The sequence below is a fragment of the Alloiococcus otitis ATCC 51267 genome (assembly GCF_000315445.1).
Classification (GTDB): Bacteria; Bacillota; Bacilli; order Lactobacillales; family Carnobacteriaceae_A; genus Alloiococcus; species Alloiococcus otitis.
The window spans coordinates 91,275-106,270 of the sequence record NZ_JH992960.1 but is presented as its reverse complement, the minus strand read 5'-3'; the positions used below and the strand labels follow the sequence as shown (position 1 = coordinate 106,270).

Below are 14,996 nucleotides of genomic sequence, written 5' to 3'. Positions count from 1 at the left end.
TATCTGCCAGTTTATTGGCAATCGTGCACCTTGCCAGCTGCGATGGTTTGATTCAAATTCAAGTCCTTGTCTAAGACCAAAAAGTCACTGTCATAACCTTCAGCCAGGTAGCCCTTGCCATCTAACTTGAACTCCTCAGCCTGATTAGTTGAAGACATTAAAACAGCTTCTTCTATAGAACAATGACTAAAGTTAATCATATTTCTAAAAGCGTCAATATAGGTCAAGGCACTGCCTGCCAAGGAACCACTTTCTAGCCGGGCGGTGCTGTCTTTAACAATTACTTTTTGACCACCCAACTCACTCTCACCATCCGGCAAGCCTTTCGCCCGCATGGAGTCCGTTACCAAGACAATGCCTTTTGCCCCCTTCATCCGGTAGGCAAAGTCTACCATTTTAGGATCAATATGGTGGCCGTCTACGATCAATTCAACCTTAATGTCATCCCCTTTTAACAGGCCAAATCCTGCAGTACCGGGTTCCCGGTGGTGGATTCCTTTTTGACCGTTAAAAAGGTGGGTGATGTGGGTAATCGGAGACTGGTCTAAGACGTCGTAAGTCGCATCCGTGTGACCAGCAGAAAGAACAATACCTTGGTCCAGGCAGTAGTCTTCAAAGGCCTTAACATTTGCCTGTTCAGGAGCATAAGTAATCAACTTAATTTTACCACCGGTGATGTCCTGCCATTTTTTAAGGAGGTCCAAATTAGCTGGGACAATGTGGTCAGCTGATTGGGCTCCCTTGTGTTTTTCGTTAATAAAGGGTCCTTCCAAGTGGACACCAAGTATTCGGTCGTTTTTTTTCATGGCCTCAGCAATAGCTTCCATGGCAGCGGTAATATTAGAGGCAGTTTGGGACATGGTGGTGGCAAAGTAAGAAGTAATCCCTTCGTTTAAGAAGAGGTCCACCATCTCATCAATCTTGTCAGGGTCAGCATCCATGTTGTCGATCCCATAACCCCCGTGGCTGTGGATATCGATAAAACCAGGAATAATGATCTGACCTGAAAGATCCTTAACCTGGTCTTGGCCTTCTTCTTGGTAGTCTGTCATGGGACCAACCTGCTTGATATCTCGGTCAAAACGAATAAAACCTGGGTCGATCACCTGGTTACCACAGTAAATCTTTGCATTTGTAAAAACGCTTGCCATTTTTCCACTTCTTTCTAATTTTTTTCCTTCCAAAAATCATCAAAGATAGTCACCGGCAAGTGGCGCTTGTGGGCTGTTTGCTGATACCATTTTTCGATGGTTGCCTGGTCCCCCTGGCTGACAGGCTTGCCCTCTAAGTAATCATCAATAGCCTCATAAGAAACCCCTAACTTGTCTTCATCCGACAAGCCAGGCTGGTCTTCTTCCAAGTCAGCTGTGGGGGTCTTTTGGTACAAGTTCTTGGGAGCCCCTAATTCCTCAAGCAGGGCCTTCCCCTGGCGTTTATTTAGGCGGAATAGGGGGTTGAGGTCACTGGCCCCATCCCCATGCTTGGTGAAAAAACCAGTAACATTTTCGGCTGAATGGTCAGACCCTAACACAGCCCCTTGGAAGTGACCCGCTAGGCCATATTGGGCCACCATCCGAACCCGAGCCTTGATATTGCCCTTGTTAAAGTCAGAAACGTCAATGCCTTGGCCTGCAAAAGTCTCAACCAGACTATCAACAGACTCTTTGATATTGATGGTCAAAGCCTGGTCAGGCTGGATCCAATCGAGGGCTTGCTGGGCTTCTGCTTCATCAAATTGGTCCCCATAAGGCAGGCGGATACCAATAAAGATTGGCTTGTCAGATTCCTTCTCTTCCCTCAGTTCAAGGCAGGCCATCTGGGCTAGCTTGCCGAGGAGGGTTGAATCCTGGCCACCGGAGATGCCCAAGATTAGGGATTCAAAAAAAGGGTGGGCCTGAAGATAGTCCTTGATAAAGTCAATGGTTCGGCGAATTTCCTTATTGGGGTCAATTTGGGCTTGGACCTTCATTTGGTCAAGAATTTCTTCTCTTAAGTCATCTCCCATTAAGCTTCACCTTTTTCTTTGGCGTCAAAAACCTTTCTCGTCTCCTTGGATTGGGCTTGGTGTCTAAATTCTTTGATCGTTTCCATTTTAGCATTAAAAAGTGCTTCTGATAAGTCAACCGGGTAATTTTCAGGGTTTAAAACCCGCTTGTATTCTTCGTAAAATTCATCTAAAGATTGGTCAGAATAGGCCCGGATACTCTCGAGATCTGGTTTGTCGTAGACTAATTCCCCGTTAATGTAGATGTCGTGGAGAAGGGGTCTAGCCTTAAAGTCCTTGACCGTTTTATTGATGTAGGGGTGTTTAGGGTGGAACATGAAGAGGTCGCCTTTTTCATCAATTTTCTCATCATCAAAAGTGATATAGTCCCCTTCAGGTTTGCGTCCTTGCTGGCTGTGGATTCGGTAAACTTGCTTTTTACCTGGGGTGGAGATCTTGTCGGCATCCCCTGTTAGTTTGAGTGTGTTGTGCATCTGGCCGTCATTGCCCTGGACGGAAACCAACTTGTAAACCCCTCCTAAGGCTGGCTGGTCATAGGCAGTGATTAATTTGGTTCCTACCCCCCAGACATCAATTTTAGCACCCTGCATTTTTAAATTTAGGATGGTTGACGAATCCAAGTCACTGGAAGCATAAATTTTAGCTTCGGGGAAACCCGCTTCATCTAACTGCTGGCGGACCCGTTTAGACAAGTAGGACAAGTCGCCTGAGTCCAAGCGAACCCCCTTGAAGTTAATCTTGTCGCCAAATTCTCTGGCCACCTGGATGGCATTGGGGACACCAGAATCTAAGGTATTGTAAGTATCCACCAGGAAAATGCAATCTCGGTGGGTCTCCGCATAGGCACGGAAGGCTTCCACCTCATCCCGGTAGGCCTGGATCAAGGCATGGGCATGGGTCCCAGCTATTGGAATGCCAAAACGCTTGCCAGCTAAAACATTACTAGTTGCGTCACAACCGCCTATATAGGTCGCCCGGGCACCCCAGACACTGGCGTCAATCTCTTGGGCCCGGCGTGATCCGAATTCCAAGACAGAATCTTCCTGGGCAACGGTTTTAATTTGGGCAGCTTTGGTGGCAATCAGGGTCTGGAAATTAACAATATTCAAAAGAGCAGTTTCAATCAATTGGCAGTCCACAATGGGGCCCTCAACCTGAATCAAGGGTTCATTGGCAAAGGCCACCTCCCCTTCCTTGTAGGACCGGATGCTGCCCCTAAAGTGCCAATTGGCCAGATAATCCAGGAATTCTTCAGGGTAGTTTTGGCTATCCCGCAGGTAGTCGATATCGCTTTTTGAAAAGTGCAAATTTTCGATATAATCAATCAACCGCTCCAAGCCAGTAAAAATGGCATAGCCCATGCCAAAGGGGTTGTCTCGGAAGTACATTTCAAAAACAGCACGGCGGTCAGCATTCCCCTTCTGCCAGTGGGTTAAGATCATATTAATTTCATACAGGTCGGTGTGCAAGGCTAAAGAATCATTCGCATACTGGGTCACTATTATAGTCCTCCTAGTTTAGTCCATTCTCATTTAGCCTTATTATATCATTCTATTAAATTAATGTTAACGCATTTAACTAGTAGGAATGGATAGTAACAAGCCTGGCATAAGGCAGGTTGACAGCAAATAATAATAAGGCCTGTCAGTTATTCCCAAAGAATAAAGCTGACAGGCCTCTTACTCATTTAGTTTGCTTCTAAATTAGTGAGCTGGACTTATTCAAAAATTGCCTTGAGTTCCAGGTAGTCATCGAGGGCGTAAATCCCGTTTTCTCGGCCAAAACCAGACTCCTTGTAGCCCCCAAAAGGCAGTCTTGGATTGCGGCTGGCTTGGTTGACATTCACATTCCCTGTCCGCAAGCGTTTGGCCACTTCAAAAGCTTCATCTTTAGGCCCAGTCACCGCCCCACTCAAACCATAAGGGGAGTCATTGGCAATAGCAATGGCTTCTTCGACACTATCATAGGTTAAAACGGTCAAGACTGGTCCGAAAATTTCTTCTCGAGCGATAGTCATGTCATTTGTGGCTTCGGTAAAGACGGTCGGTTGGATAAAGTAACCAGGACCTTCCACCGCCTGGCCACCCAGTAAGACTTGGGCGCCTTCTTCCTTACCTTTTGCAATATAGTCTAAGACCCTTTGGTATTGGTCTTTTGACACCATCGGTCCGACCTTGACCCCATCTTGGCTAGGGTCACCGACCTGGATGTCTTGGTAGTAATCTTTGAGGATAGCCTTGGTGTCTTCCAGCCGGTCACCTGGGACGATTAAGCGGGACAAGGCAGAACAGGTCTGGCCCTGGTTGTCCAAGACCGTATCGGCCGCTTGTTTAACTGCAGCTTCCAAGTCGCCCCCTTCTAAGAAGACCATGGCTGACTTGCCTCCAAGTTCCAAAACCAGGCGCTTAATCCCTTTGCCTGCTTTTTGGTACATCAAACGGCCCACTTCAGTAGACCCGGTAAAGGAAATTAAGGCGATATCTGGGTGGTCTGCCAGGTAGTCCCCGACACTAGATCCTGACCCAAAGACCATGTTAAAGACACCCTTGGGCAAGCCAACCTGGTGGATAATGTCAGCTAAGATGTAGGCAGTTAAAGGGGTTTCAGAAGCTGGTTTGACCACAACGGTATTGCCGGCTAAAAGGGCTGGGGTCATCTTACGTTGAATCTGGTTGAGAGGGAAGTTCCAAGGGGTGATACAAGCAACGACCCCAGTTCCCTCCTTGACCACTTGCCCCTGGTCCACTTGGTCAACAAAGGAAAAGTCTGCAAAATCTTTAAGGGTGGCCCGCATTTCATTAACGGCATTTTGGGCCTGAGCACTTTGGCTAAAGTCCCTGGAAGACCCTAATTCTAAAACTACTGTTTCTGCTATTTCATCTAATCGATCCTCTATCCCTTGGGCGATTTGCTCAAGGTAGCTAGCCCGGTCTTTGGGGTCTAACTGACTCCAGCTGTCAAAGGCTTCATTGGCTGATTGAACCGCCAAATCGATATCTTCCTTGCTGGCACTTTTGACCTTAGCGATAACTTCTTCATTAGCTGAGTTGATGACTTCCCTGTAGTCATCCGACTTAGCTTCTTGCCACTGGCCATCGTAGTAAAGTTTGTCATAAGTTTTCATCCGTCAAACCTCCTTTTCCTTATTATCCCCTATGGCTAAAATAATGACAAATGATAGCCCTTTTTAGTTTTTGGCTAGTAAAAAGCCAAAGACCAATCTGGGTCCTTGGCTTGTATTGACATCAGTGTTTTTTGAGTAAAATCTTGTCGATGTAGTGGTTATGGGTTTTATGGAGGATGAGGTTAGCCCGGAGTCGGGTGGGTAGAATATATTCCCTGAGGTTTTCTAGGTTAACCGTTTCCCAAACTTGGTTGGCATAGGCAAAAGCTTCCTTGCGGTCCCAGTCATTAAACTTGTAGTAATAGTTGTTGGGGTCTTGGAAGGCGGTATCCATAAAGGTGCCAAAGCGTTGCATGTACCATTTTTCAATCAGATTTTCTGAGGCATCCACATAAAAGGAGAAGTCGAAAAAATCGCTAACAAAAATCTTCTCATTAGAAGGAAGTTGGAGCACATTGATCCCTTCGACAATCAAGATGTCTGGCTGGTTAATGGTCAACCTTTCCCCTTCTACTATGTCGTAAACTTGGTGGGAATACTTGGGCACCTGGATGTTGGGAACATTATTTTTGACATCGGTCATAAAGTTAATCAAACGTTTCATATCATAGCTTTCGGGAAAACCCTTGCGGTCCATGATATCTCGCTCTTTTAAAATCTTATTCGGATAAAGGAAGCCATCTGTTGTGAGGAGGTCTACCTTTTTTTCCGGATAGTAGTCGCTCAAGAGGGACTTAAGAAGCCTGGCAACCGTAGACTTGCCCACAGCCACGCTCCCTGCAATCCCAATCACATAGGGTTGGTACTTTTTAGGCTGGTCCAGGTTCAAGTAATTGATCAAGGAAGCCTGGTGGCGGTAGTAACTTTTTATGTAGACATCCAGTAATTGGATAATGGGGACGTAAACTTCTCGGACATCTTCCATCGATATGACGTCATTCACTGCACGCAAGTTATTTAGGTTTTTTTCCGTTAAAGAAAGGCTGGCATTTTCTCTAAGAGACTGCCAGTCTTTACGGTCATAGACTAAAAAAATACGGGAATTGTTCATGTTCTGACCTCCAAAAGCTGATAATTTTAAAACAAATTTGATTCTTTAAATAAATCTTTATATTCTATATCATGTTATGTATTAGAATAAAGGATGCAATTGCCATTTCATCATAACACAAGTATCTAAACAAAAATAGACAAAGGAGACAAAAGGATGACGCTTGTTAAAAATGTAGCCAAAGGCACTGCCCATGGTAAAATTATTTTAATCGGTGAGCATGCTGTTGTCTATAACATGCCGGCCATCGCCCTCCCTTTTACCACAGCCACCATCACCGTTGAAGTTAGTCCTTACCAAGGCAAAAGCTATCTAGAAAGTGCTTGCTACTGCGGATCTTTAGACCAAGCGCCCGGGGACTTGGCAGGGCTTCAAGCCTGTTTGACAGCGGTTTGTGCCGACTTAGACCAGTCCAGCGACCACTTGTATATCAAGGTCGACAGCATGATCCCTGCTGAAAGAGGAATGGGGTCCAGTGCTGCTGTGGCCACCGCCTTAGTCAAGGCCCTCTTTCACTACTTCCAAGTCGACTTAAGCAGTGAAGCCCTCTCAGCCTATGTCGAGATTGCCGAAAAAATTACCCATGGCAAGCCATCGGGTCTGGATGCTACAGTCGTCAACTCCATTGCCCCCGTTTATTTTAAACGCAACCAGCTTCCCAAGGCCATCCCTTTAAATGTTGACGGCTATTTAATTGCAGCCGATACTGGGATTAAGGGCCACACGAAAGAAGCCGTTGGGGATGTGGCGAAGCTGGTTGAAACTGCCAAGGTTCAAACCATGGACATTGTCCACCACCTCGGCCAGCTTACCCACCAGGCTAAAAAAGCAATCATGACCAATAACCTCCCTGGCTTAGGGGAGATTTTGAACCAGTCCCACCAACTCTTAAAGGATTTAACTGTCAGCAATCCCAAGTTAGACCAACTTGTCCAAGCAGCCCAAGATGCTGGAGCTTGCGGAGCTAAGTTAACCGGTGGGGGCCGGGGTGGTTGCATGATTGCCCTAGCCCAAAGCAACCAGGATGCCTCCAATATTGCCCAAAAATTGGAAAAAGCGGGAGCCATTGAAACCTGGATCCACCCCTTAGGAGAAGCCAACCATGACTAAGCAGGCCTTTGAAAAGAAAAAGTTAGGCCGGATTTGCCGGGCCCATACCAACATTGCCTTGATCAAGTACTGGGGTAAGGCTGATAGGGACTTGATTATCCCCAATAACAACTCCCTATCTTTAACCTTGGACGCTTTTTATACCGATACCCAGGTAGTTTTTGACCCAGACTTGGACCAGGACCAATTATGGCTAGACGGGAAACAGGAAAAAGGGTCCGCCTTAACCAAGGCCCAGGTCATCCTGGACTTGGTTCGGGACCAAGCCCAGCTTGACTGGCCGGCCAAAATTACCAGCCACAACCAAGTTGCCACTGCAGCTGGCTTGGCTTCCTCTGCTTCTGGTCTGGCCGCCTTGGCGGGTGCTTCAGCTGATGCTTTAGACCTTGGCCTATCCCCAACTGACCTCTCCCGATTGGCCCGCAGGGGATCTGGGTCTGCCTCACGAAGTATTTTTGGTGGTTTTGTCGAGTGGGAAAAGGGTCATGATGATAGCTCTTCCTTTGCCAAGCCCATCGACTTGGCCCAGTGGGATATTGCCATGCTCTTTGTCATTGTAAGCGACCGACCAAAGGCAATTTCCTCCAGCCAAGGCATGCAATTGACCCAGGAGACGTCGGACTTTTACCAGGCCTGGTTAGACAGCCTGGACCAAGACCTAGCAGACATCAAGTCCGCTATCCAAGCCCAAGACCTCGACCAGGTTGGGTCCATTGCAGAAAGAAATGCCCTGAAAATGCATGCCACCAACCTGGCAGCCAAGCCCCCCTTCACCTATTGGACTAAAGAAAGTTTAGCCCTGATGCAGGAAGTATGGGACCGGCGCAAGGCTGGCCAGTCCCTCTACTTCACCATGGACGCCGGCCCCAATGTCAAGGTTATTGGCAGGGAAGCTGACCTTAAAGCCTTCAAAGCAGACCTCAGCCAAGACTGGCCCGACAAGCATCTTGTCTTAGCTAAACCGGGTCCAGGCCTGGCCTTTATTGATGGACCTTTGAACTAGAAAGCTGGTGTTTTCATGGTTTATAGCTTAAGGATTCCGGGGAAACTTTATTTGGCAGGTGAATACGCAGTAGTAACCCCCGGCTATGCCGGGATCTTGCTGACAGTCAGCCGGTATTTGACTTTAGACATTTGGGAAACATCTCCCGACCAAGCTTCAGTCAGGTCTCAAACATATGGCAACCAGGCCTATGCTTGGGAGCGGTTAGATGGTATCTTTAGCTTTAAGGACTGGTCCCACCCCTTCCACCTAGTCGAAACGGTGATCCAAACAGTGGAAGCCTACATAGAATCCTTGTCCCTGCCTTTAAAAAGTTACGGGATTCAGATCAAGAGCCAGTTGGACTACCAGGGCAAAAAAATTGGCCTGGGGTCTAGTGGGGCCGTTACCATCGCTGTTATCCGAGGCCTGAGCCTTCTTTACGACCTCCACTTAAAAGACATAGACATTTTCAAACTAGCTGCCATCGCCCATATCCAGCTAAAGAGCAAGGGGTCTTTTGGCGATTTGGCAGCCTGCACTTATACTGGTGTGATCCGCTACCAGTCCCTGGATAGAGAATGGTTACAAGAACAAATCTCCAACCATTCCATCAAGGACCTCCTGGCCATGGATTGGCCTAGCCTAGGTCTAGACCGGCTCAGCCTGCCCCATGACCTCAGGCTTTTAATCGGATGGACCGGCCAGCCTGCCTCCACAGAAAAATTGGTTCAGGCTGTCTACCCCCAAAAAATAACCAGGACCCCCTTGGACTTCCAGTCCTTCTTAGACCAATCCCAAGAGTGTGTCGACGGCTTGGTGGAGTCTTTAAGCCAGGCTGACTCCCAGGCAAGCTTAGCTTGGATCCAAAAGAACCGAACCCTCCTCAAGGCAATGGGCCAAAGCCGGGGGAAAGTCATCGAAACCAAAGCCTTGACCTACTTGTGCGATATTGTCGCGAAATACGGAGGCCAAGCCAAGTCTTCCGGTGCCGGCGGTGGAGATTGTGGCATTGGCCTAATCACAAGGGAGAGCCCAATAGAAGCCATCTACCGGGAATGGATGGATGCAGGTATCTTGCCCTTAAGACTAGACATTGTAGAAAATGGTGCTTGCTATGACTAAGTCAAACAACCGAAAAAACGAACATGTTTCCCTAGCTCAAAAGTTTTATAGTAAAAAAGAGAGCCCCTTAAAGGATGTCCAGCTTGTTCACCACTCCCTGCCCCAGACTGATCTTGACCAAGTGGATTTGGCTGTCTCATTTGCCGGTCTCAACTTCAAGGCCCCCTTTTTTATCAATGCCATGACTGGGGGGTCTCAGTGGAGTCAGACCATCAATGAGAAATTAGCCATCATTGCCCGGGAAAGCCAGCTGGCCATGGCCACCGGGTCAGTTTCAGCCGCCTTAAAAGACCCCAGTTTGGCCCCTTCCTACCAGGTGGTCCGTCAGATCAATCCTCATAATATTATCCTAGCCAACCTAGGGGCCAACCATGGCTTGGAAAATGCCAAACGAGCGGTGGACCTCCTCCAGGCTGATGCCTTGCAAGTCCACCTCAATGCCCCCCAAGAAATTGTCATGCCAGAAGGTGACCGGACTTTTAGTCAATGGTTGGACAATATCCAAGCCATCTGTTCCGGACTAGACCTGCCTGTTATTGTCAAGGAAGTTGGCTTTGGCATGTCCAAGGAAACCGTCCAGACTTTGGAAGAAGCTGGTGTGACTTACATTGACGTGTCAGGCTCTGGAGGAACCAATTTTGCCCAAATTGAAAACTACCGGCGGAAGGAAAACAAGTTAGATGACTTTGAAGGCATCGGCCAGACCACTGCCATTTCGCTATTAGAAGCCATGGAGGCCCGGCAAAAAAGTCAGATCATTGCCTCCGGTGGCATCCGGACCCCGCTTGATATTGTCAAGTCCCTAGCCTTGGGGGCAGACCTGGTAGGGATTTCTAACCAAATCCTCCACCTGGCCATCAAAGACGTCAATAAAGCCATAGAAACTATTGACCAGTGGAAGGAAGAATTGAAGAAATGGTATACCATCCTGGGAGCCAAAAAGTCTGCCGACCTCCAGGTGAAGACAGACCTGGTGATTACCGGCCAAACCGCTGCCTGGTGCCAGGCCCGGCAGATTGATCTAACCCTTTATGCCAAGCGACGGGCCAAGTCCCAAACACGGTGAAAACCGGTGTCCAAGCAGGGGCCCGTAGAAAATACAATAATAAAAAACAGCCATGACCGAGTTCGAAACCGGGTCATGGCTGTTTTGCCTTAACTAGCGTAATTGACTTAATATTTAACTAACTTCAATTTTTGGTCTTGGACCTGCCAAATTTGGTCAGCTACCTTTTCTAGGAAGTATTTATCATGGGAGGTTACTAAGACTGTCCCCTGGTAGCTAGCAATGAGTGACTCAAGGGCCTCAATAGTGGCCAGGTCAATAAAATTGGTTGGTTCGTCCAGTACCAAGACATTGCTTGGGTCGGTAAATAATTTGGCAATCACTAACCGGGTTCTTTCCCCACCACTTAAATTGCAGACCAATTTCTTGGTGATTTCAGTTTGGTCAAAACCCAGATTATTCAAAATGGTTCGGATTAAGGCCTCATCGATATAGGAATCCTCTTCTAGGAATTCCAACATGGTTTTTTTGTCTTTTAACTGGTAATCGTGCTGGTTATAAATAGAAAAAACAATTTTACTAGACAGGGTAATTCCCGGCCCATCTTTTACAATATAGTCCAACAAGGTAGACTTACCGGAACCATTTGGCCCTGCAATCCCAATGCACTTCCCTAGGGGCAGTTGAAAGTCTGCTTCCTTAAATAAGACTTTTTCACCAACTTGGATAGTTACCTTCTCCCCCATAATGGGAAAGCGGTTGTGGATGGCCAAATTTTTGGCCTCAGGAAAGCTAATTTCCTTGTCCTCTTCTACCTTTTCGACTTCCTCTAATTGGTCAGCCCTTTTTTGCATGGACTTGGCTGATTTAAAGGCTGCTGCTTGGACAGTATCTTTCTGTTTAGAAGAAGCCAAGCGGTTGGGTTTGATGGCCTTATTCTTTTGCTTTTGGCTCACATTTTCCATTTTTTGGGCTTGGTCTTGTTTTTCCTGGGCAGCTTCCTCTAGACGCCTTTTTTCTTTGATAAAGTTTTCATAATTATGTTCTTGCTCGATCAATTCTTCTTCCTTCAGGTCTCGGTAGTCTGAGTAGTTGCCGGGATAGACGGTTACACGGCCATCGCTGACTTCCCAGATAGTGTCTACGACCTCATCTAAAAAATACCGGTCGTGGCTGACCACAATTAGGGTACCATAATAGTACTTTAATTGGTCGATTAAAAATTGAATGCCTTGACTATCTAAGTGGGTGGTCGGCTCATCTAACAACAAACCAAAGTGGTAAGTCGAGAAAAATTCCGCCAACCGTAAACGAGTCCCTTCACCCCCACTAAAATTACTGGCTTCATAATCCGGAAGCTCCAAGCGAGAAAGGTATTCAGGGTCAATTCTTTCATAGTCTGGGTCAAGGCTTTCAATCTGCTCGTAATATTCAAAATCTATATTGCGGGTGACCTGGCCACTGTCTGGTTTTAGCTTACCTGCAATTATATTTAAGAGGGTGGACTTGCCCGCCCCATTGCTACCAACGACTCCAATTCGTTCACTTTCATAAACCTTCAAACTGTCAATACTTAAAATATCTTGGTGCATGAAACTCTTTTCAATATCATGCAAGTCTAAAACTAACTTATCCATAGTCTAACCACCCTTGTCTTTGAGTCATCACTTACAAACCTAATGGATACTGACATCCAGAAGAATTTAAAACAGCATATGACTTTAACTTTAGCTTTTTACGAGTTGTTTGCTGCTGATTTTAAATAGAGGAATAGAAATCAGTTTTACAGATCGTCTTTAAAGAGAGGATGAGGACCCAACTAGGCATAATGGTCTTCAACAAAAGTAATTATATTAGTCAAGTTGTCGGCGTAGGGCTGACAATCCAATTCTTCTAATAGTTTAACCATTCGCTTACTTTTATCAAGGCTAGACAAATGATGGTCTAGAATATAGTCCACCAATAAATGGAATAGCTTTTTTAAGCTTATCTCAAATACAAATGAAGGATCTAATGGCATTTCTTCAACCTTCTTCGACCATTTCTTGATCATTCCATAGTCCTTGCCTTCAATAAAAATGATCAAGGCTCGGATAACCAGTCTAAAATGGCCATCACCGTAGTGCCTATGATCTTGATCATCCATTTTAGTTGATAAAATCCTATCTAAGTAGATATCAATCAATTCACTTCGGAGGAAAGGCAAACTAAGATTAAAAATGATTTTCTCATACTGAGTCCACCCCTCAGCTCCAAACAAGTATTGAGAAACCAAAGAACCGGGATTTAAATCAAAAGTCTGCCCTTGTAACTGGTGGATATGGCTATCCACTAATTCTACAAGCAGGTCTTTATTGGGAAGCCCATTTCTATTTTGGTTCATTTCCCTTTTTAAAGCCAATAAGCTATTGACCTCCCCTTGGTCAGACAAGTCTTTCAACTGATTCATGTATTTTTTGAACATGTTCGTAGTCTCATCAACAACCACTTCTCCTAATTCATCAGGCATTAAATTTAATCTTTTAACTAGCTTAAAAAAGTCTAAGTAACTAATCTCATGTTTTCCTGTTTTAAAGTTGTGATAAGTTGCCCTTGACATAATACCATCGATTAATTCATTAATCTTCAAGCCTTTTTTTATTCTTATTAATTCAATATTATAATATATCATATATTCCTCCGTAAATAATGTCTAAAATTTTAGACATTTTTTTACTTTACTCATAAATACTATACCATTAATTTACAAAATAATATAATTATTTGAGAAAACATAACAAGGAGGAAAATAAAAAGGTGTTTTCCACTATAATAATGGTAGTCTAGCCCAGTCAGGAGGAACTTTATTGGTCTTTAAAGTAAAAAATAGCTTGGTCTTTGTATTGGTTTTAATCTTAATCTTTTCAACCTCAATCGCAACTTATATTCAATTTGTCAAGGGCGACCTCTTCCAATTTGCTATAGAGCGAAATGTCAATGGTTTAGTTGGAACTGGTCTGTTTTTGACGACCCTTATTATTTTTGAGCTTGTCTTTTACTACTTGGAATGGAAGATGCATAACTACATTTATTCCAATGTTTTAATTGATATTAAGAGTAGTTTGTCTAGGCAATTTCTCCAAAAAAATAGTTTTGACCATTTAATTGCTGAAAAAGAAGCTACGATCAACACCCTATCCAATAAGATTGACCGACTGGAAGTCAATTATTATCGGGCTATTTTTAATAATATCTACCTGCTACTTAGAATGGTCTTTGTTACCTTTGCTTTGATGTACATTAACCTTTATATCGGACTTGGCCTCTTGGTCTTCTTATTTCTTCCCTTGTTGGTCACCCGCTTTTACAAGAATAAACTTTCGGTAACAGAGGGAAAATACCAACTTTATAAAGGGCGCAACCTGGACCTCTATGAAAATTACTTTAGCAATATGCGGTCAGTTAAGAGTTTCCATTTACAGGAGACCATCTTTAACCGCTTAAGCCAATCCATTATCGGAGAGGTTTTAACTTATAAAAGAAACCAGAATACAAAAATCAATGCCAATATACTGAATTCTTCTTTATCCTACTTTTCCCACTTACTGATCTTGATCTTTTCGACTATCCTAGTTCTGAACGGTCAAATCCAAGCAGGTACTGTTTTAACTCTGATTGGCTTGGTAGAGCAACTAAGTATGCCTATCCTGGTCTTTTCACAAAATTTAAATAATATTAACAGTACCAAGGAAATTCGCAAGGAAATAGAAGCAGACTTAAATCAAGTTGGTTCGAAAAATGACAAAAGCTACACCATCCAAGACAAGCTTGAATCTGACGGCATCTCGGTTAACTTTGGTAAGACTTGTTTAAGTTATGATAATTTAACCTTCCATAAAGATAAAAATTATTTAATCCAAGGACCGAGTGGAACTGGGAAAAGTCTCTATATGGATATCCTCCTAAAAAATAGGAAGGAATACCAAGGGGATATTTATATTGACCAGGAAGTTTCAGATAAGGCTGGGGCAATTGATAATATTGCCTATATCGGTCCCTCCAATAACTTGTTTAAGGGCAGTGTCTTCTTTAATATCGCATTTGGACGAGACTTAAGTGACCAGGAAATGGTTACCATCAAAAGTCTTCTAGGACCTGATCTTATAAAATCCACCTCCATCGATGACCTGTCCAGTGGTGAAAAACGAAGAGTCCTGCTCCTCCGAGGTATTCTTAGCACTCGCAATCTTGTCTTCTTTGACGAACCGACTAGTAATCTAGACCGGGAAAATGTCTATAAGTTCTGGGAAATAGTGAGTCAAGTAACAGATAAACATTACATCGTGATTTCCCATGACCATCCAAGTAAATATAACTACCTATTCGATGACATCATCGACTTCACTGGGCTTGTTCATAGAAGTAAGGGGAAACATGACTAATATTATTTCAATAACTCAAGGGTCAATTACGAAACTTTTTAATGGTAAAAATTCATTATTACTTTGATTAATAAAGTATATAACTTGCAAACGCTTAATTATTCAATTAATCTAATACCGAAAGGAGGGAAGGAATTTGAAAAAGATGGTAAAAAAATAGTATTCGCCAACA

Annotated in this window: 12 protein-coding genes; 5 read left to right on the top strand and 7 right to left on the bottom strand. The window is 44.5% G+C overall.

Going from position 1 to position 14,996, the window contains the following annotated elements:
- Positions 1 to 11: 11 nt before the first annotated feature.
- The 5 genes from nagA to coaA form a co-directional block, all read right to left on the bottom strand.
- Positions 12 to 1,151: an N-acetylglucosamine-6-phosphate deacetylase gene (gene nagA / locus HMPREF9698_RS06490; protein ID WP_003778523.1), complete on the bottom strand. Its 1,140-nt coding sequence runs from the start codon at positions 1,149 to 1,151 to the stop codon at positions 12 to 14.
- Between the two features lie 14 nt (positions 1,152 to 1,165).
- On the bottom strand, positions 1,166 to 2,005 hold the full coding sequence (gene nadE, locus HMPREF9698_RS06485; RefSeq protein ID WP_003778520.1) for an ammonia-dependent NAD(+) synthetase: 840 nt from the start codon (positions 2,003 to 2,005) through the stop codon (positions 1,166 to 1,168).
- Complete coding sequence (locus HMPREF9698_RS06480) at positions 2,005 to 3,504, bottom strand: nicotinate phosphoribosyltransferase (RefSeq protein WP_003778518.1); 1,500 nt, start codon at positions 3,502 to 3,504, stop codon at positions 2,005 to 2,007. Before HMPREF9698_RS06480 ends, nadE begins: the two co-directional genes overlap by 1 nt.
- 218 nt (positions 3,505 to 3,722) lie before the next feature.
- Positions 3,723 to 5,129, bottom strand: coding sequence for an aldehyde dehydrogenase family protein (locus HMPREF9698_RS06475; RefSeq protein ID WP_003778515.1), 1,407 nt, complete (start codon positions 5,127 to 5,129; stop codon positions 3,723 to 3,725).
- A 121-nt stretch (positions 5,130 to 5,250) separates the two neighbouring features.
- Positions 5,251 to 6,180, bottom strand: coding sequence for a type I pantothenate kinase (gene coaA, locus HMPREF9698_RS06470; protein ID WP_003778512.1), 930 nt, complete (start codon positions 6,178 to 6,180; stop codon positions 5,251 to 5,253).
- A 156-nt stretch (positions 6,181 to 6,336) separates the two neighbouring features.
- Between coaA and mvk the strand changes: the two genes are divergently transcribed.
- The 4 genes from mvk to fni are packed head-to-tail and all read left to right on the top strand — an operon-like array spanning position 6,337 to position 10,463.
- Positions 6,337 to 7,290 carry a mevalonate kinase gene (gene mvk, locus HMPREF9698_RS06465; RefSeq protein ID WP_003778510.1) on the top strand — a complete coding sequence of 318 codons (954 nt, stop codon included), beginning with the start codon at positions 6,337 to 6,339 and terminating at the stop codon, positions 7,288 to 7,290.
- Positions 7,283 to 8,293 (top strand): diphosphomevalonate decarboxylase, encoded by a 1,011-nt coding sequence (mvaD, locus tag HMPREF9698_RS06460; RefSeq protein WP_003778508.1) that lies wholly within the window; start codon positions 7,283 to 7,285, stop codon positions 8,291 to 8,293. The genes mvk and mvaD overlap by 8 nt, the downstream gene beginning before the upstream one ends.
- 15 nt (positions 8,294 to 8,308) lie before the next feature.
- Positions 8,309 to 9,397, top strand: coding sequence for a phosphomevalonate kinase (locus HMPREF9698_RS06455; RefSeq protein WP_003778506.1), 1,089 nt, complete (start codon positions 8,309 to 8,311; stop codon positions 9,395 to 9,397).
- On the top strand, positions 9,390 to 10,463 hold the full coding sequence (gene fni, locus HMPREF9698_RS06450) for a type 2 isopentenyl-diphosphate Delta-isomerase (RefSeq protein WP_003778504.1): 1,074 nt from the start codon (positions 9,390 to 9,392) through the stop codon (positions 10,461 to 10,463). The genes HMPREF9698_RS06455 and fni overlap by 8 nt, the downstream gene beginning before the upstream one ends.
- A gap of 107 nt (positions 10,464 to 10,570) precedes the next feature.
- Here fni and abc-f read toward each other — a convergent pair whose 3' ends face one another.
- Entirely contained in the window at positions 10,571 to 12,040 is a 1,470-nt protein-coding gene (abc-f, locus tag HMPREF9698_RS06445; protein WP_003778502.1) for a ribosomal protection-like ABC-F family protein, read from the bottom strand.
- A gap of 182 nt (positions 12,041 to 12,222) precedes the next feature.
- Positions 12,223 to 13,074: an Rgg family transcriptional regulator gene (locus tag HMPREF9698_RS06440; protein ID WP_003778500.1), complete on the bottom strand. Its 852-nt coding sequence runs from the start codon at positions 13,072 to 13,074 to the stop codon at positions 12,223 to 12,225.
- Between the two features lie 175 nt (positions 13,075 to 13,249).
- Here HMPREF9698_RS06440 and HMPREF9698_RS06435 point away from each other — a divergent pair, with 175 nt between their 5' ends.
- Complete coding sequence (locus HMPREF9698_RS06435) at positions 13,250 to 14,824, top strand: ABC transporter ATP-binding protein (protein WP_003778498.1); 1,575 nt, start codon at positions 13,250 to 13,252, stop codon at positions 14,822 to 14,824.
- Positions 14,825 to 14,996: the final 172 nt, after the last annotated feature.